Source organism: Mesorhizobium sp. P3_A9 (assembly GCF_056402975.1).
Genome location: NZ_JBFUGJ010000007.1, coordinates 15768 through 33377, shown reverse-complemented (window position 1 = coordinate 33377; position 17610 = coordinate 15768). Strand labels below are relative to the sequence as shown.

16 protein-coding genes are annotated in these 17610 nt (G+C 62.8%); 15 read left to right on the top strand and 1 reads right to left on the bottom strand.

Translation table 11 applies throughout. The features are described from left to right. Positions 1-25 precede the first annotated feature (25 nt). The 6 genes from AC1DX0_RS02650 (at position 26) to trmB (ending at position 6001) form a co-directional block, all read left to right on the top strand. Positions 26-1120 (top strand): hemolysin family protein, encoded by a 1095-nt coding sequence (locus AC1DX0_RS02650; protein WP_477223031.1) that lies wholly within the window; start codon positions 26-28, stop codon positions 1118-1120. A 16-nt stretch (positions 1121-1136) separates the two neighbouring features. Further along, positions 1137-1607 carry a VOC family protein gene (locus AC1DX0_RS02645; protein WP_477223030.1) on the top strand — a complete coding sequence of 157 codons (471 nt, stop codon included), beginning with the start codon at positions 1137-1139 and terminating at the stop codon, positions 1605-1607. An 85-nt stretch (positions 1608-1692) separates the two neighbouring features. Continuing rightward, on the top strand, positions 1693-3282 hold the full coding sequence (gene lnt / locus AC1DX0_RS02640; protein ID WP_477223029.1) for an apolipoprotein N-acyltransferase: 1590 nt from the start codon (positions 1693-1695) through the stop codon (positions 3280-3282). Positions 3283-3421: 139 nt separating this feature from the next. Then, positions 3422-3841 (top strand): helix-turn-helix domain-containing protein, encoded by a 420-nt coding sequence (locus AC1DX0_RS02635; protein ID WP_027047724.1) that lies wholly within the window; start codon positions 3422-3424, stop codon positions 3839-3841. Positions 3842-4009: 168 nt separating this feature from the next. Beyond that, positions 4010-5275: a methionine adenosyltransferase gene (metK, locus tag AC1DX0_RS02630; RefSeq protein ID WP_477223028.1), complete on the top strand. Its 1266-nt coding sequence runs from the start codon at positions 4010-4012 to the stop codon at positions 5273-5275. 24 nt (positions 5276-5299) lie between these two features. Then, positions 5300-6001 (top strand): tRNA (guanine(46)-N(7))-methyltransferase TrmB, encoded by a 702-nt coding sequence (gene trmB / locus AC1DX0_RS02625; protein WP_477354212.1) that lies wholly within the window; start codon positions 5300-5302, stop codon positions 5999-6001. A 29-nt stretch (positions 6002-6030) separates the two neighbouring features. On the opposite strand, the gene AC1DX0_RS02620 is transcribed toward trmB, so the two are convergent. Beyond that, a complete protein-coding gene (locus tag AC1DX0_RS02620; RefSeq protein ID WP_477223027.1) occupies positions 6031-6195 on the bottom strand; it encodes a hypothetical protein in 165 nt (54 codons plus the stop codon). Positions 6196-6485: 290 nt separating this feature from the next. Here AC1DX0_RS02620 and rimP point away from each other — a divergent pair, with 290 nt between their 5' ends. From rimP to pnp, 9 genes are all read left to right on the top strand, one after another. After that, positions 6486-7130, top strand: a complete 645-nt coding sequence (rimP, locus tag AC1DX0_RS02615; RefSeq protein ID WP_477223171.1) for a ribosome maturation factor RimP — start codon at positions 6486-6488, stop codon at positions 7128-7130. Between the two features lie 48 nt (positions 7131-7178). Beyond that, positions 7179-8774, top strand: a complete 1596-nt coding sequence (gene nusA, locus AC1DX0_RS02610; protein WP_477223026.1) for a transcription termination factor NusA — start codon at positions 7179-7181, stop codon at positions 8772-8774. 38 nt (positions 8775-8812) lie between these two features. Then, on the top strand, positions 8813-9463 hold the full coding sequence (locus AC1DX0_RS02605; protein ID WP_477223025.1) for an RNA-binding protein: 651 nt from the start codon (positions 8813-8815) through the stop codon (positions 9461-9463). Next, entirely contained in the window at positions 9460-12042 is a 2583-nt protein-coding gene (infB, locus tag AC1DX0_RS02600) for a translation initiation factor IF-2 (protein ID WP_477223024.1), read from the top strand. The genes AC1DX0_RS02605 and infB overlap by 4 nt, the downstream gene beginning before the upstream one ends. 110 nt (positions 12043-12152) lie before the next feature. Continuing rightward, positions 12153-12605, top strand: a complete 453-nt coding sequence (rbfA, locus tag AC1DX0_RS02595; RefSeq protein ID WP_477223023.1) for a 30S ribosome-binding factor RbfA — start codon at positions 12153-12155, stop codon at positions 12603-12605. Further along, positions 12605-13582, top strand: a complete 978-nt coding sequence (gene truB / locus AC1DX0_RS02590) for a tRNA pseudouridine(55) synthase TruB (protein ID WP_477223022.1) — start codon at positions 12605-12607, stop codon at positions 13580-13582. The genes rbfA and truB overlap by 1 nt, the downstream gene beginning before the upstream one ends. Before the next feature lie 44 nt (positions 13583-13626). Beyond that, a complete protein-coding gene (gene corA, locus AC1DX0_RS02585) occupies positions 13627-14721 on the top strand; it encodes a magnesium/cobalt transporter CorA (protein ID WP_477354192.1) in 1095 nt (364 codons plus the stop codon). Between the two features lie 183 nt (positions 14722-14904). Further along, complete coding sequence (gene rpsO, locus AC1DX0_RS02580; RefSeq protein WP_006202929.1) at positions 14905-15174, top strand: 30S ribosomal protein S15; 270 nt, start codon at positions 14905-14907, stop codon at positions 15172-15174. A gap of 280 nt (positions 15175-15454) precedes the next feature. Further along, complete coding sequence (pnp, locus tag AC1DX0_RS02575; protein ID WP_477354189.1) at positions 15455-17602, top strand: polyribonucleotide nucleotidyltransferase; 2148 nt, start codon at positions 15455-15457, stop codon at positions 17600-17602. Positions 17603-17610: the final 8 nt, after the last annotated feature.

Sequence of the window (17610 nt, the reverse complement as noted above, 5' to 3'; positions counted from 1 at the left end):
ACATCTGACAATTGACCGGACGACGATGAACGACAAACCAGAAACTGCCGCCCGCCCCGACGCCGGCAGTGCGCCCAAGGCTTCCGATACGTCGGAAGAGGGATCAAGTCCGAGTACCGTTACCCCTGGTGCTGCCAGCACCGGCAGCGCTGCCAGCGAGCATTCGCCTGCCGGCCCCTCCCTGTTCGACCGCGTTTTGGGCCTGTTCAGGCAACGCAACGGCACCAGCCTGCGTGAGGAAATCGCCGGCGCGCTTGCCGAGACGGCCAGTGACGCCGAATCCTTCTCGCCTGGCGAGCGCGCCATGCTCAACAACATCCTGCGGCTGCGCGAAGTGCGCGTCGAGGATGTCATGGTGCCGCGCGCCGACATCGAGGCGGTCGAGATCACCACGACGCTCGGCGATCTCCTGGGCACCTTCGAACAGTCCGGCCATTCCCGCATGCCGGTCTATTCCGAGACGCTCGACGATCCGCGCGGCATGGTCCATATCCGCGACGTACTGGCCCACATCACCAAGCTCGCGCGCGTCAAGAAGGGCCGCGCGACCAGGAAGACGCCTGTCGTCACGCAGCTGGATCTCGCTCAGGTCGACCTCGCACGCACCATCGGCGAGCTCAATCTGATCCGCCAGGTTCTGTTCGTACCGCCATCGATGCTGGCCTCCGACCTGATGGGCCGCATGCAGACCACGCGCACGCAGATGGCGCTGGTCATCGATGAATATGGCGGCACCGACGGGCTTGTTTCGCTCGAAGACATTGTCGAGATGGTCGTCGGCGACATCGAGGACGAGCATGACGACGATGAGCCGATGATCACCCAGGCCGGTGACGGCATTTTCATCGTTGACGGCAAGGCCGAGATCGACGAAGTCGCCAAGATGATCGGCGAGGACTTCGCTGCCGGCGAACATGGCGAATATGTCGACACGATCGGCGGCATGATCTTCAACACGCTSGGCCGCGTGCCGGCGCGYGGCGAGGTGGTGCARGCCATWCCMGGCTTCGAGTTCCAYGTGCTCGACGCMGAYCCGCGCCGCGTCAARCGSGTGCGCATCGTGCAGAGCCAGAARGGCGAGCGYCGCCGGCGTGCCACGGCGCGCACCGAGCAGGCGTGAGTTTTCCGCTCGCTCGATGACGATCGACGACCCGTTCAAGCACGCAAGTCTGGGGTCCGGTGTCTTCTACAGGGATCCTCGTGCCGCGCTGGCGTGGCTGGAAGCGGCTTTCGGCTTCGAGCGCAGCATGGTGGTCAGTGATGCCGAGGGAAAGCTCGTCCATGCCGAGATGCGGTTTGGCGATTGCACTATCATCGTCGATTCCGAATGGAGTGAGTATGTCGCGAGCCCGGCTTCGGTCTCGGGCAAGAACACGCAATCGGTCTATGTCAGGCTCAAGGACGGCCTGGATGCGCATTGCGAACAGGCGAGGGCGGCCGGCGCAGACATAATCCAGGAGCCCGCGGACCAGTTCTACGGCGAACGCCAGTATCGGGCCCGCGATCCCGAGGGCCATGTCTGGACCTTCACCCAGCCCATCCGTTCCGTCTCCCGCGAAGAGGCCGAGCGGTTGAGCGGTCTGCGCATTGACGGCTGGCACCGTTAGCGCGGCGGCTGACAGGCCGGCGTTTGGAGCGCGGGCCGCGGCCTGATAAATCTTGCGTCCTGATTCGCGCGACTCGGAAGTATGCATGGAGCGCCTGGCCGGCCGGATAATTCTGCTTTGGGGTTGGCGGCGCGCACTCGTGGCGTTTCTTGCAGGCGCCCTGGCGGTGCTTGGCCAGGCGCCCTACGATTTTTTCGCCGCCTGCTTCATCTCGTTTCCGCTGCTGGTCTGGCTGCTCGACGGCGCGACCGGCGAGGCCTCCGGCAGCCTGTTCCGGCGCCTGCGGCCGGCCTTCGCCGTCGGCTGGTGGTTTGGTTTCGGCTACTTTCTCGCCGGTCTCTGGTGGATCGGCTCCGCGCTGCTGGTCGAGGCCGACGACTTTGCCTGGGCGCTGCCCTTTGCCGTGATCGGCATTCCCTTCGCGCTCGCCTTTTTCTACGGCTTCGCAACCATGGTCGCCCGGCTGCTGTGGAGCAGCGATATCGGCCGCATCGCCGCCCTTGCCTTCGGCTTCGGGCTGACCGAGTGGCTGCGCGGCTTCCTGTTCACCGGTTTTCCCTGGAATGCCATCGGCTACGCCGCGATGCCGGTACCCCTGATGATGCAGAGCGTGTCGGTGACCGGCATGATCGGCATGAACGTGCTTGCCGTGTTCCTCTTTTCGCTGCCGGCGCTGCTGGCGGCGCGCCGGCACCGTCGCCTGGGCGCCGCACTGTTCGTCCTGCTTGCATCAGCCCATGTCGGCTTCGGCTATGTCAGGCTTACCGCTCCTGAAAAGCCGGCGGAGCGCAGCCTGGATGTCCGCATCGTCCAGCCGGCCGTCGACCTCAGTGAAAAATGGGACGCCTCGGTGCGCGACCGCATCTTCGCCACTTTGCTCGGCCTGTCCGCCAAGGCGCCTGACCCGGGTCACGGCAAGCCACAGCTCATTATCTGGCCGGAAACCTCGGTGCCGTTCCTCTTCACCGAGCGCCCGGACGCATTGACGGCGCTGGGTGACATGCTGGCCGACGGTCAGATGCTGATCGCCGGCGTCGTTCGCGAGGAAGGCAGGTCCGCGGCCGCCGACAGCCGCTATTACAATTCCGTCGTGGCGATCAACGACAAGGGCGAAATCGCTGACGCCGTCGACAAGGTCCATCTGGTGCCGTTCGGCGAGTACCTGCCTTTCGCCGACCTTCTCAACCGTTTCGGCATTGCACAGCTTGTCGCCGGTCCGGTGACGTTCGCCGCCGGCAACGAGCGCCACGCCATCACGCTGCCGGGCGGCATCCGCGCCCTTCCATTTATCTGTTATGAGGTGATCTTTCCCGATCTTGTGGCAGTTGACGCTACGTCAGCGCAGCTTATTGTGAACGTTACCAATGATGCCTGGTTCGGGGACACACCGGGACCGTATCAGCATTTCAGGCAGGCCCAGATTCGTGCGGTGGAGAACGGATTGCCCTTGCTGCGTGCTGCCAACAACGGCATCTCGGCCGTCGTCGATCCACACGGTCGCATCGTCGATGCGCTGGCGATCAATGCGCGCGGAGCCATCGATGTGAAGGTGCCGATTGCCGGACAGACGGTCGTTTCCTCGGGCCAGCGGCGCATTAACGGAATGCTGATCATGTTGCTGTTTGCGCTCATGGGGGCGCTGTTGAACGTAAGGCAAAGGCTACGGGTGAATTGACAGTCGACACATTAGAAACTCATACTGTATCGCCTGAAAATTTCTCGAAGCCGGTGGATCGTACTGTTGGGGCAGTCGCCTCCGGCCTTTTTTGGGCGAGAAAAAAATCACAAAGCCGAAAAAATTCGGCGAGGAAAAAATGACAGAAGAAAACAAGAAGAAACCGAATCCCATCGACATCCACGTTGGAAGTCGCATCCGGCTTCGGCGCAACATGCTCGGAATGAGCCAGGAAAAGCTGGGTGAGAATCTCGGCATCACATTTCAACAAATCCAGAAATACGAAAAGGGCACCAACCGCGTCGGCGCCAGCCGGCTGCAGGCGATAGCCTCCATACTCGGCGTGCCCGTCGCCTTCTTCTTCGAGGATGCGCCTGGCCAGGAAGCGGTGGCCGGCCGTGGCTTTTCGGAGGACGCATCGATGGCTTTCGCCGTTGAGTTCTGCGGCAGTCCCGAAGGCCTTCAGCTCAACCGGGCCTTCGTCAAGATCGCCGACGTCAAGGTGCGTCGCAGGATCATCGACCTGGTGAAGTCGCTCGCCGCGGACGATCTCGACTGACCCTCAATGCGCCTCGAACCGGCGGCATTCGCCGCCGGTGGCACAAGATATCGACATCGACAGTCGTGCCAGAATGGCGGCAACGCTTGACGAGCGGCGCTTTGCCCCGCTAACACGTGGCGCGCCAAAATCGGCAGCCTGCCGATCGTTTTTCAAGAGGGGACACCCGTGACGCGGCAGAACTACTTCTTTACCTCGGAATCCGTTGCCGAGGGCCATCCCGACAAAGTCTGTGACCGGATCTCCGACGAAATTGTCGATCTGGTCTACCGCGAAGCCAAGAAGACCGGCATGGACCCATGGAAAGTCCGTGTCGCCTGCGAGACGCTCGCCACCACCAACCGTGTCGTCATCGCCGGCGAAGTGCGCGTCCCCGAGACGCTGCTGAAGAAGGACAAGGCCGGCAATATCCTCAAGGAYGCGGCCGGACATTCGATCATCAACCCAGCCAAGTTCAAGTCGGTCGCCCGCAAGGCGATTCGCGAGATCGGCTACGAACAGGCCGGTTTCCACTGGAAGACCGCCAAGATCGAGGTTCTCCTGCACGGCCAGTCGCCCGACATCGGCCAGGGCGTCGACAACGCCGCCGACCGCCAGGGCGAGGAAGGTGCCGGCGACCAGGGCATCATGTTCGGTTACGCCTGCCGCGAGACGCCGGACCTGATGCCGGCGCCGATCTACTACAGCCACAAGATCCTGGAACTTCTGGCCGCCGCCCGTCACGAAAACAATGGCGAGGCCGGCAAGCTCGGCCCGGACGCGAAGAGCCAGGTTACTGTCCGCTACATTGACGGCAAGGCCGCCGAGGCAACGCAGATCGTGCTGTCGACTCAGCATCTCGACGCCACGTGGGATTCAAACAAGGTCCGCAAGGTCGTCGAACCCTACATCCGCGAGGCACTTGGCGACCTCAAGATTGCCGACGATTGCATGTGGTACATCAACCCGACCGGTAAGTTCGTCATCGGCGGTCCGGACGGCGACGCCGGCCTTACCGGCCGCAAGATCATCGTCGACACCTATGGTGGCGCGGCACCGCATGGCGGCGGCGCGTTCTCCGGCAAGGACACCACCAAGGTCGACCGTTCGGCGGCCTACGCGGCGCGCTATCTGGCCAAGAATGTCGTGGCGGCGAAACTTGCCGACCGCTGCACCATCCAGCTTTCCTACGCCATCGGCGTTGCCCAGCCTTTGTCGGTCTATGTCGACCTGCACGGCACCGGCAAGGTCGACGAGGCAAAGCTCGAGGATGCGCTGCGCACCGTGATGGACCTGTCGCCGTCAGGCATCCGCCGCCATCTCGACCTCAACAAGCCGATCTACGCCAAGACGTCGTCTTACGGCCATTTCGGCCGCAAGGCTGGCCGTGACGGGTCTTTCTCCTGGGAAAAGACCGATCTCGCCAAGGCGCTCAAGGATGCTGTCGCGGCCTGAGTGCCACGACAGACCTGCCACCAGATGAGCCCGCAAGACAGGCCAARCCGTGCGASCGAAGCTTTTTTCGGTCGCCGGCGCGGCAAGMCCRTYCGCCCGCAGCAGGCAGCGGCCCTGGAAAGCGGGCTCGACGCCTATCGGCTCGATCTGACGGCCGAAGCGCCGTCGAATCTGCGCACTCTGTTTGAAACTGACGTTTCGGCTGTCCGACTCGAGATCGGCTTTGGCGGCGGCGAACATCTTCTGCACCGGGCGATCGAGGCGCCGACGATAGGCTTCATCGGTGTCGAACCCTTCGTCAACGGCATGGCCAAGATGATGATGGCGGTGCGAGCAAGGCCACTGGCCAATCTCAGGGTCCATGACGATGACGCCACCCGGCTGCTCGACTGGCTGCCGCCGGCCTCGCTCGACGGCATTGACCTTCTCTATCCCGATCCGTGGCCGAAGAAGAAGCACTGGAAGCGGCGCTTCGTCAGCCCGGTCAATCTCGACCGTTTCGCGCGCGTCCTGAAGCCGGGTTCAAAATTCCGCTTCGCGTCCGATATCGACACCTATGTGAACTGGACCTTGCTGCATTGCCGGGCGCATGGTGCCTTCGCATGGCAGGCATCTGGGGCTGCCGACTGGCACGGCCCTTACGAGGGCTGGCCAGGTACGCGTTACGAGGCGAAGGCCATCCGCGAGGGCCGTCGGCCGGCCTATCTGACCTTTGTCAGGAAATAGGCGCCGTCACGACGCCTCTCGCGAAGTTTTCAGAAACGGCCAATCCTATTGAAGATGGCTGGGTCCATGCCGAGCGCGCGCAAATCGTCAGCGCGCGGCTTACGGCCGGCTTCCACGGCGCGCGATGCGGCGATAGCGCTGCCGAATGTGGTGAAGAGATTGCCCAAGGCGGAAAATAGTCTGCGGTTGCTCATGATCTTGTCCTTTCGCGCGCCACCGCGCGCCACTTCTGTTCGTGTCGTGGCTAATAAATAAGAGCGCACCGCAGGCTGTCACAGGGGGATTGCCGCATGGGCGCCATGCGCCTGGAGCAAGGCTGATGCTGTCAGGGCTTTTGCCGGCCCGGCACGGCGGGCTTGAAACACCGGCCGTGTTCGTCTATATCAGCCTCAAATTCTTGGTCGGTATGACGAAGAGTGGGTCCACCCGGTCCCGCTCTTTTTTATTACCTGCCGATAGGTTCGAAACGAACGACAGGTACTTGATGACTGCAACGGCAAGCGAAGGTGACGACCGCATCATCCGCGAAAGCGGCATCGATGCGCGCATTGCGCTGATCGTCCAGCCGGTGCTGCGCGGCATCGGCTTTCGCCTGGTGCGCGTGCATCTGTCCGGCCAGAACGGGCTGACGCTGCAGATCATGGCCGAGCGCGACGACGGCACCATGACAGTCGAGGATTGCGAAGAGGTCAGCCGCGCGGTATCGCCGGCGCTCGATGTCGATGATCCGATCGAAAAGGCCTATCATCTCGAAGTGTCTTCGCCCGGCATCGACCGGCCGTTGGTGCGCAAATCGGATTTTGTAACCTGGACCGGTCATCTGGTGAAGATGGAAACATCGGTCGTCGTCGCCGATCGCAAGCGCTTCAAGGGCAAGATCGCCGAGGCCGGTGAAAACGACGTGCTGATCGAGCGCGACAAGGCGGCCTATGGCGAGGAGCCGACGGTGCGCGTTCCCTATGACGCGATCGCCGATGTGCGGCTGATCCTTACCGACGACCTCATCCGTGAGGCGTTGTCGAAGGACAACCGGGAACGCAAGGAAGCCAAGAAACGCCGCGGCGAGCCTGATGATGCCCCCGAGGGTGCTGAAGGCGGCGCGGAAGACGAAATCGAACAGGAACTATGATTGAGCGGCCGGGCGTAAAAGCTCGGCAACAAGCTCGGGAGAAATAAGATGGTTGTTAGCGCCAACAGACTTGAACTGCTGCAGATTGCCGATGCGGTCGCGCGTGAAAAGTCGATCGACAAGTCGATCGTCATCGCCGCCATGGCCGATGCGATCCAGAAGGCGGCGCGCTCGCGTTATGGCCAGGAAACCAACATCCGCGCCGACATCAACCCGAACACCGGCGAGATGAAGCTGCAGCGGCTGATGGAAGTGGTCGAAAAGGTCGACGACTACGCCACGCAGATCGCCATTTCCTCGGCCCGCGAGCGCAATCCCGACGCCCAGCTTGGCGACTTCATCGCCGAACAGCTGCCGCCGATGGATTTCGGCCGCATCGCCGCCCAGTCGGCCAAGCAGGTCATCGTGCAGAAGGTGCGCGAGGCCGAGCGTGACCGCCAGTACGACGAATACAAGGATCGCATCGGCGAGATCGTCAACGGCACCGTCAAGCGCGTCGAATACGGCAACGTCATTGTCGACCTCGGCCGTGGCGAGGCGATCATCCGCCGTGACGAGCTGATTCCGCGTGAGAACTACAAGTATGGCGACCGCGTCCGCGCCTATGTCTACGACGTGCGTCGCGAGCAGCGCGGCCCGCAGATCTTCCTGTCGCGCACCCATCCGCAGTTCATGGCCAAGCTCTTCACCATGGAAGTGCCGGAAATCTATGACGGCATCATCGAGATCAAGTCGGTTGCCCGCGATCCGGGCTCGCGCGCCAAGATCGCCGTCATCTCGCGGGACAGTTCGATCGATCCGGTCGGCGCCTGCGTCGGTATGCGCGGCAGCCGCGTCCAGGCCGTCGTCGGCGAATTGCAGGGCGAGAAGATCGACATCATTCCGTGGTCGCCTTCGGCTGCCTCTTTCATCGTCAACGCGCTGCAGCCGGCGGAAGTCGCCAAGGTCGTGCTCGACGAGGACGCCGAGCGCATCGAGGTGGTGGTTCCCGACGATCAGCTGTCGCTGGCCATCGGCCGCCGCGGCCAGAACGTGCGTCTCGCCTCGCAGCTCACCGGCTGGGACATCGACATCCTGACCGAAGCCGAGGAATCCGAGCGCCGCCAGAAGGAATTCGTCGAGCGCTCGGCGCTGTTCATGGAAGCCCTCGACGTCGACGAGATGGTCGGCCAGGTGCTGGCCTCCGAAGGCTTCACCAGCGTTGAGGAAGTCGCCTATGTCGACTCTGGTGAGATCGCCTCGATCGACGGCTTCGACGAAGATACCGCTTCGGAAATCCAGACCCGCGCCCGCGAATATCTGGAGAAGATCGAGGCCGAGCACGACGACAAGCGCAAGGCGCTCGGCGTCGCGGACGAGCTGCGCGAAATCCCCGGCATCACCACCGCCATGCTGGTGACGCTCGGCGAGGACGGCGTGAAGACGATCGAGGATTTCGCCGGCTATGCCGCTGATGACCTGACCGGCTGGAAGGAACGCAAGGACGGCGAGACCAAGGTATTCCCGGGCGTGCTCGCCAATCACGGCGTGTCGCGCGCCGATGCCGAGCAGATGGTTCTCAATGCCCGCCTCAAGGCCGGCTGGATCACCGAAGACGAGCTTGCGGCCGAAGAAGTGTCGGCTGACGAAGCCGTCGGTGCGTGAGGTGAAACCGCATCGCACCGAACCCGCCCCTGGACGAGATGAACGATCGCACCTGCATCGTTACACGCAAGCAGGCCGAACCGGATGAATTGATCCGGTTCGTCGTCGGCCCGGATTCGGCCGTCGTTCCCGATCTCAAGAGAAATCTGCCCGGCCGTGGTTGCTGGGTGAGCGCTGACCGCCTACATATTGACAAGGCGGCGGCCAAGAACCTTTTTGCCCGCGCCTTCAAGGCACAGGTGGTTGTGCCGCCGGATCTTGGCGGCATGGTCGATGGGCTGCTTTCCAGATCCGCTCTGGGCATGCTGGGTCTCGCCCGCAAGGCAGGCGCGATTTCTCTTGGTGCTACCAAGGTAGAGAGTGCGGTGCGCGGCGGGCTGGCGCTTTTTGTGCTCCACGCAACCGAAGCGTCAGACGACGGCGTGCGCAAGATCAGCCAGGCGCGACGGGCGACTGTCCATCTCGGCGGCCCTTCCATCCTTGCCTACAAACTTTTCTCCGAGGCCGAGTTGAGCTTGGCATTGGGGGGCACAAATGTGATACATGCTGCCGTTCTCGCGGGAGACGCGGGCAAGGCGGTCCAGAAGCGCATGGTTGCGCTCGACCGATATCGGGGCGGTACCCCGGACGATTTGGCAATGCTTGCGGCTGTTGCTGACGAAGATGATGCCGCAGAGGATATGGAATGAGCGATACGAAATCGGGTGACGACAATACGCTGAGTGTGACGCCGAAGAAGACCTTGACGCTGAAGCGCCCCGGCATGGAGCAGGGCACTGTGCGTCAGAACTTCTCGCACGGCCGCACCAAGCAGGTCGTCGTCGAAACCAAGAAGCGCAAATTTTCGATGCCCGGCGACAAGCCGGAGCCGGTCGCTGCTCCCGTCTTCACACCGAAGCCGGTGGTTGTGGCCGCGCCTGTCGTACAGGAAGCGCCCAAGGCACCTCCTCCGCCTCCTCCGCCGCCACCACCAGCCCCGGTCGAACGTGGCGGTATGGTGCTGAACGAGCTGTCGCGCAGCGAAATGGAAGCGCGCCGCAGGGCGCTTGAGGGCTCGAAGGTCCGCGAGGTCGAAGACCGCCAGCGCGCCGCCGAAGATGCCAAGCGCCGCGCCGATGACGAAGAGCGCCGCAAGCGCGAACGCGAGGACTCCGCGCGCCGCCAGGCCGAGGAAGAGGCACGGTTGCAGACCGAGGCCGAATCCCGCCGCCGCGCCGAGGAAGAGGCGCGCCGCCGGGCGCCGCAAGCCGCTGAATTGGCAACCGCCGATGACGAGGAAGAGGTCAAGCCGAAGCGGGCCGTAGCCGGTGCGCCAGTGCGCCGTCTGGTCACGCCCGAAGTGGCGCGTCCGGCCAAGCCGACCAAAAGCGAGGAAGACCGCCGCCGTGGCAAGCTGACGCTGAATTCCGCGCTATCCGACGAGGATGCGCGGGCCCGTTCGCTGTCGTCGATGCGTCGTCGCCAGGAAAAATTCAAACGCGCGATGCACAATGAGCCGCGCGAGAAAGTCATGCGCGAAGTGATCCTGCCGGAGACCATCACCATCCAGGAACTGGCGCAGCGCATGTCCGAGCGTGCGGTCGATCTGGTGAAGTACTTCATGAAGCAGGGCCAGATCCTGAAGCCGGGCGACGTCATCGACGCCGACACGGCCGAGCTGGTCGCCACCGAGTTCGGCCATACGGTCCGCCGCGTCGCCGAGTCCGACATCGAGGAAGGCCTGTTCAACATCGCCGACAACACCGAGGACCTGGTGTCGCGTCCGCCTGTCGTGACCATCATGGGCCATGTCGAYCACGGCAAGACCTCGCTGCTCGAYGCSATCCGCAATGCCAATGTCGTCTCCGGCGAGGCCGGCGGCATCACCCAGCATATCGGYGCCTAYCAGGTCGAGAAGAATGGTCACAAGATCACCTTCATCGACACGCCCGGCCACGCYGCCTTCACGGCGATGCGCGCCCGCGGCGCCCAGGCCACCGACATYGCCATCCTGGTGGTGGCGGCCGACGACAGCGTCATGCCGCAGACGATCGAATCGATCAGCCATGCCAAGGCGGCCGGCGTTCCGATCATCGTSGCSATCAACAARATCGACAAGCAYGACGCCGAYCCGCAGAAGGTTCGCTCSGARCTGCTGCGCCATGARGTCTTCGTCGAATCKATGGGCGGTGARGTGCTGGACGTCGAAGTGTCGGCGACCAAGGGTACCAATCTCGACAAGCTGCTCGAGGCGATCCTGCTGCAGGCCGAAATCCTCGACCTGAAGGCCAATCCAGATCGTACCGCCGAAGGCGTCGTCATCGAGGCGCAGCTCGACAAGGGCCGTGGCCCCGTTGCCACCGTGCTGGTGCAGACCGGCACGCTGATGCCCGGCGACATCCTTGTTGCCGGCAACGAATGGGGCCGGGTGCGCGCGCTGGTCAACGATCGCGGCGAACAGATCAAGGAAGCGCCGCCGGCAATGCCGGTCGAGGTGCTCGGCCTTCAGGGAACCCCGCAGGCTGGCGACCGCTTCGCCGTGGTCAACAACGAGGCCCGCGCTCGCGAGATCACCGAGTATCGCCAGCGTCTGGCACGCGAGAAGGCTGTGGCCAAGCATGCCGGCCAGCGCGGCTCGCTCGAACAGATGATGTCGCAGCTGCAGACGAGCGGGCTGAAGGAATTCCCGCTGGTCATCAAGGGTGACGTGCAGGGTTCGATCGAAGCCATCAACGCCGCGTTGGACAAGCTCGGCACCGACGAGGTGCGTGCGCGCATCGTCCATGCCGGCGCCGGCGCCATCACCGAAAGCGATGTCTCGCTGGCTGAAACGTCGGGTGCGGCGATCATCGGCTTTAACGTTCGCGCCAACGTGCAGGCACGTGCCGCGGCCGCGGCCGCGGGCATCGAGATCCGCTATTACTCGATCATCTACAACCTCGTGGATGATGTGAAAGCGGCTCTGTCGGGCCTGCTGTCGCCGGAGCGTCGCGAGACCTTCATCGGCAATGCCGAGATCCTCGAGATCTTCGACATCACCAAGGTCGGCAAGATCGCCGGCTGCCGTGTCACCGAAGGCAAGGTCGAGCGTGGCGCGGGCGTGCGCCTGATCCGCGACAACGTCGTCATCCACGAAGGCACGCTGAAGACGCTCAAGCGCTTCAAGGACGAAGTTTCGGAAGTCCCCGGCGGCCAGGAGTGCGGCATGGCCTTCCAGAACTACGAGGACATGCGCGTCGGTGACGTCATCGAGTGCTTCCGCGTCGAGATGGTGACCCGGACACTCTGAGTTCGAGTAACTTGTCTGTCTCGGGCGGTGGTCGAAAGACCGCCGCCCATCACATTTGAGACATGCGGCACGGTCCCATCCCGCGCCCCACGCTTTCAGGATTGAGAAAAATGCCCCGTCCAACCACATCCAGCCCATCCCAGCGTATGCTGCGCGTTGCCGAACAGGTGCGCCATGCGCTCTCCGAAACCTTGCAGCGCGGTGAGATCATCGATCCGCTGATCGAGAACACCGTGGTTTCGGTCTCGGAGGTGCGCATGTCACCCGACCTCAGGGTCGCAACCGCTTTCGTCTCGCCACTTGGTGCCAAGGACGCCGAGGCGGTGATCGAGGCGCTGAACAAGCATGCGAAATTCGTCCGTGGCCGTGTCTCCGGCGCACTGCGGCAGATGAAGTTCATGCCGGAGTTCCGCTTCAAGCTCGACACATCCTTCGACAATTTCGCCAGGATCAACGATCTCCTGAAGTCGCCCGAGGTGGCGCGTGATCTGGGTGCCGAAGGCCAGAACAACGACGACAAGGCCAAAGACGACAAGGCCAAAGATACCAAGGACGTGGAATAATGGGGCGTCGCGGCAAGAAAAAGGGCCGGCCGATCTCCGGCTGGGTGGTGCTGGACAAGCCGGTCGGCATGGGCTCGACCGAGGCCGTGTCCAAGATCAAATGGCTGTTCCAGGCGGAAAAGGCCGGCCATGCCGGTACGCTCGATCCGCTGGCGTCCGGCATGCTGCCGATCGCGCTCGGCGAAGCGACCAAGACCGTGCCCTATGTGCAAGACGGCGCCAAGATCTATCGCTTCACCGTTGCCTGGGGCCAGGAGCGCTCCACCGACGATCTTGAAGGGCCGGTGACGAAGAGTTCCGACCTGCGTCCGGCGGAAGCCGAGATCAAGGCGCTGCTGCCGAAATACACCGGCGTCATCATGCAGACGCCGCCGCAATTCTCGGCCATCAAGATCGCTGGCGAACGCGCCTATGACCTCGCCCGCGAAGGCGAGACGGTCGACATTCCCGCGCGCGAGATCGAGATCGGGCGTCTGGACATCATCGAGCACCACGCCGACGACACCGTTTTCGAGGTCGAATGCGGCAAGGGCACCTATGTGCGCTCGCTGGCCCGCGACATGGGCCGCGACCTCGGCTGCTTCGGCCATATTTCCAACCTGCGCCGGGTCGAGGTCGAGCCGTTCACGCCTGAGGATTTCGTCACCATCGCCGAACTCGAGGCTGCTCGCTTCGGCGTGCAAGGTGAGGAGAAGCCTGAGTCTGCCGACGATGCTGATACAATTGAAGTGCCCATAGACTTCGGCGCGATTGACGCGCTTCTTGTCGATACCTCAGCGGCTCTCGACTGCCTGCCGCAGATCGCCATCAGCGATGATGCGGCGACAAAGATCCGCCTCGGCAATCCGGTCATTATCCGTGGTCGCGACGCGCCCGTGGAGGCCGAGGAAGCCTGCGCGACCGCCCGCGGCAAGCTGGTTGCTATTGGCGCCATCGAGCAAGGCATGTTCAAGCCGAAGCGGGTCTTTGCCGGCTGACAGCTCTCGGCTACCTTCACGTCGACTCTACGCTCGAGGGACACATGGCAAAGGCCGAGGCGGTGAAGAAGCGGGCGCCGGTGAAGACGCGGCGGCCACCGGTCGGCGCTTCGCCGGGTACGCTGATCGCCGATCCGGCGGCGCGGCGCAGCGAGCTCAGGCTGACGCTGATTTCGCCGGAAAAATTCGAGACCATCGACAATGCCAGCATCGATGACCTCAACACCCATTGTGACAGCTGGCCGGTCGTCTGGCTGGATTGCACGGGCCTCGCCAACATCCAGCTGATCGAGGAGATCGGCCGGATCTTCAGCCTGCATCCGCTGGCGCTGGAAGATGTCGTCAAYACCGGCCAGCGGCCGAAGGTMGATTTCTTCGARGACCAYGCCTTCGTCGTCRTSMGKATGATCGACGACGTCAMSGYGCAYCGCTAYGARCAGATCGCSGTGTTCTTCGGCAAGAATTTCGTCGTCACCTTCCAGGAGCGCGAAGGCGATCCCTTCGATCCCGTGCGCAAGCGCATTGCCGCCTCCCTGCCCAACCGGTTGCGTTCGCGCGGTGCCGATTATCTTGCCTACGCGCTGATCGATGCCATCGTCGACAGCTACTTCCCGCCGATCGAGACGGCAAGCGATGAGGTCGATGGCATCGAGGACGAGATGCTGACCACGCCGCACAAGCATCAGATGCGGCAGCTGCACGAATTGCGACGCGACGCCAATGTGTTGAAAGGTGTGCTGTGGCCGATGCGCGATGCGCTGGCGACGCTGATCCGCAACGATGTGCCCTATGTGAAGCCTGAAACGAAAATCTTCTTCAACGACACGCTCGACCATGCGCTGCGGCTGATCGAGCTGGTCGAGAACCAGCGCGACATGCTGACCGGCCTGATCGAAATGCATCTGTCGCTGAGCCAGGCGCGCACCAACGACGTTATCTCCTACCTGACCATCGTCTCGGTGATCTTCATGCCGCTCACCTTCCTGGTTGGCATATGGGGCATGAATTTCGACCCTGAGAGTTCGCCGTGGAATATGCCGGAACTGAAGGCCTATTATGGCTATCCGGCTTCGCTGCTGTTCATGCTGGCCGTTGCTGTCGGGCTGATCGTCTTCTTCAAGCGGAAGAAGTGGCTATAAAAGCGAAAAACTTGCCGGTTTGGCGCGAAAAGCCGGCTTCGTGAATTGGGCTGGTGTTTTGCCGGGAATTGCACTATATGCGCCGCAGCATAGCGCCAAGACGCTTTTGCTTGCACCGGCCCCTGCTGGACGACATCCCGGCTGAGGGCGACCCGTTTCCTCAAACAGATAAGGAAAAACACGATGTCGATTACTGCCGAGCGCAAACAGGAATTGATGGGTGAATTCGCAACCGCCAAGGGCGATACCGGGTCTCCGGAAGTCCAGGTGGCCATCCTTTCCGAGCGCATCAAGAACCTGACCGACCACTTCAAGGACCACAAGAAGGATAACCATTCCCGCCGTGGTCTGCTCGCTCTCGTCTCCCAGCGCCGCAGCCTGCTTGATTATCTCAAGCGCAAGGATGACGCGCGCTACCAGACGTTGATCGAGAAGCTCGGTCTGCGCCGTTGACGAATTGACCGGCGGGCTTTCTTCGGAGAGCCCGCCGGTCGCGCATTCTGCCAGTCGAATAGATTGGCCAGACCCGGTTTCGAGCGCGCAGAGGGCCACTCGAAACCGCCCATGGACGGTCATGGGGCAGGATTGCAGGACGCTCGTGCGCTTAGCCCGCGCCGAAATTTACCCGAGCTTCCCGTTGTCTTGCCCGTGGCTGCCCGAGAAAGGAAGCCAGGGAAAGGGCATCCGCGCACCGTGAAACGGCGCGGCCCTTTCCGCTTATTAAGGACAAGATATGTTCAATCACCACAAAGTGGAAATCGAATGGGGCGGYCGYCCGCTCATYCTCGAAACCGGCAAGATCGCGCGYCAGGCTGACGGCGCTGTGCTCGCCACCTACGGCGAGACCAAGGTTCTGGCCACCGTCGTTTCGATGAAGGAGCCCAAGCCGGGCCTCGATTTCTTTCCGCTGACCGTCAATTACCAGGAAAAGACCTATGCCGCCGGCAAGATCCCGGGCGGCTATTTCAAGCGTGAAGGCCGTCCGAGCGAAAAGGAAACGCTGGTTTCCCGCCTCATCGACCGCCCGATCCGTCCGCTCTTCGCCGCTGGCTACAAGAACGACACCCAGATCGTCGTTACCGTCGTCCAGCACGATCTCGAAAATGACCCGGACATCCTGTCGATCGTTGCCACCTCGGCCGCTTTGACCCTGTCGGGCGTTCCCTTCATGGGTCCGATCGGCGGCGCGCGCGTCGGCTACATCAACGGCGAATACGTGCTCAATCCGCATGTCGACGAGATGCAGGAATCCAAGCTCGACCTCGTCGTCGCCGGCACCGCCGACGCCGTGCTGATGGTCGAGTCCGAAGCCAAGGAACTTGGCGAAGAGTTGATGCTCGGCGCCGTCATGTTCGGCCACAGGGGCTTCCAGCCGGTGATCGACGCCATCATCAAGCTGGCTGAAGTTGCCGCCAAGGAACCGCGCGACTTCACCGCGCCGGACTATTCCGCGCTTGAAGCCGAGATGCTGAAGATCGTCGGCGACGAGCTCAGCGCTGCCTACAAGAACGTCGACAAGCAGAAGCGCTACGCCGCCGTCGACGCCGTCAAGGCGAAGGTCAAGGCCGCGTTTGCTCCGGCCGAAGGCGAAGACGCCAAGTACACCTCCGAACAGATTGGCTCCGTGTTCAAGGAACTGCAGGCCAAGGTCGTGCGCTGGAACATCCTCGACACCGGCTCGCGCATCGATGGTCGCGACCTGAGCACCGTTCGCAAGATCGTCTCCGAAGTCGGCGTYCTGCCGCGCACCCAYGGTTCGGCGCTGTTCACCCGCGGCGARACCCAGGCGCTGGTCGTTGCCACGCTSGGYACCGGCGAGGACGAGCAGTATGTCGATTCGCTGACCGGCATGTACAAGGAGAAGTTCCTCCTTCACTACAACTTCCCTCCCTACTCCGTYGGTGAGACCGGCCGCATGGGTTCGCCGGGCCGCCGCGAAATCGGCCAYGGCAAGCTCGCCTGGCGCGCTATCCGCCCGATGCTGCCGAGCGCTGACCAGTTCCCCTACACGCTGCGCGTCGTCTCGGAGATCACCGAGTCCAACGGTTCGTCGTCGATGGCCACGGTCTGCGGCACTTCGCTGGCGCTGATGGATGCCGGCGTGCCGCTGGCGAAGCCCGTYGCCGGTATCGCCATGGGCCTGATCAAGGAAGGCGAGCGCTTCGCCGTGCTCTCCGACATCCTTGGCGATGAGGATCATCTCGGCGACATGGACTTCAAGGTCGCCGGCACCGAAGGTGGCATCACCTCCCTGCAGATGGAYATCAAGATCGAKGGCATCACCGAAGAGATCATGAAGATCGCGCTTGGCCAGGCCAAGGACGGTCGTCTCCATATCCTCGGTGAAATGGCGCATGCCCTGACCGGCGCCCGCCCCGAACTCGGTGAGTTCGCACCGCGCATCGAGGTCATGCACATCCCGACCGACAAGATCCGCGACGTCATCGGTTCGGGCGGCAAGGTCATCCGCGAGATCGTCGAGAAGACCGGCGCCAAGATCAACATCGAGGACGACGGCACGGTCAAGATCGCTTCGTCGAACGCCAAGGAGATCGAGGCGGCGAAGAAGTGGATCCACACCATCGTTGCCGAGCCGGAAGTCGGCGAGATCTACGAAGGCACGGTCGTCAAGACCGCCGACTTCGGCGCCTTCGTCAACTTCTTCGGTCCGCGCGACGGCCTCGTCCACATCTCGCAGCTTGCCAACGACCGGGTCGCCAAGACCTCCGACGTCGTCAAGGAAGGCGACAAGGTCTGGGTCAAGCTGATGGGCTTCGACGAGCGCGGCAAGGTCCGCCTGTCGATGAAGGTCGTCGACCAGGCCACCGGTAAGGAACTCGCCCGCGACAAGAAGACCGAAGGCGAAGAAAACGCCGCCTGAGTGGTCTG

Coding starts and splice junctions, on each gene's coding strand:
- AC1DX0_RS02645 (WP_477223030.1), top strand. CDS start 1,137: ATGACGATCGACGACCCGTTCAAGCACGCAAGTCTGGGGTCCGGTGTC.
- rbfA (WP_477223023.1), top strand. CDS start 12,153: ATGCCCCGTCCAACCACATCCAGCCCATCCCAGCGTATGCTGCGCGTT.
- AC1DX0_RS02620 (WP_477223027.1), bottom strand. CDS start 6,195: ATGAGCAACCGCAGACTATTTTCCGCCTTGGGCAATCTCTTCACCACA.
- rimP (WP_477223171.1), top strand. CDS start 6,486: ATGACTGCAACGGCAAGCGAAGGTGACGACCGCATCATCCGCGAAAGC.
- truB (WP_477223022.1), top strand. CDS start 12,605: ATGGGGCGTCGCGGCAAGAAAAAGGGCCGGCCGATCTCCGGCTGGGTG.
- nusA (WP_477223026.1), top strand. CDS start 7,179: ATGGTTGTTAGCGCCAACAGACTTGAACTGCTGCAGATTGCCGATGCG.
- lnt (WP_477223029.1), top strand. CDS start 1,693: ATGGAGCGCCTGGCCGGCCGGATAATTCTGCTTTGGGGTTGGCGGCGC.
- AC1DX0_RS02635 (WP_027047724.1), top strand. CDS start 3,422: ATGACAGAAGAAAACAAGAAGAAACCGAATCCCATCGACATCCACGTT.
- AC1DX0_RS02605 (WP_477223025.1), top strand. CDS start 8,813: ATGAACGATCGCACCTGCATCGTTACACGCAAGCAGGCCGAACCGGAT.
- rpsO (WP_006202929.1), top strand. CDS start 14,905: ATGTCGATTACTGCCGAGCGCAAACAGGAATTGATGGGTGAATTCGCA.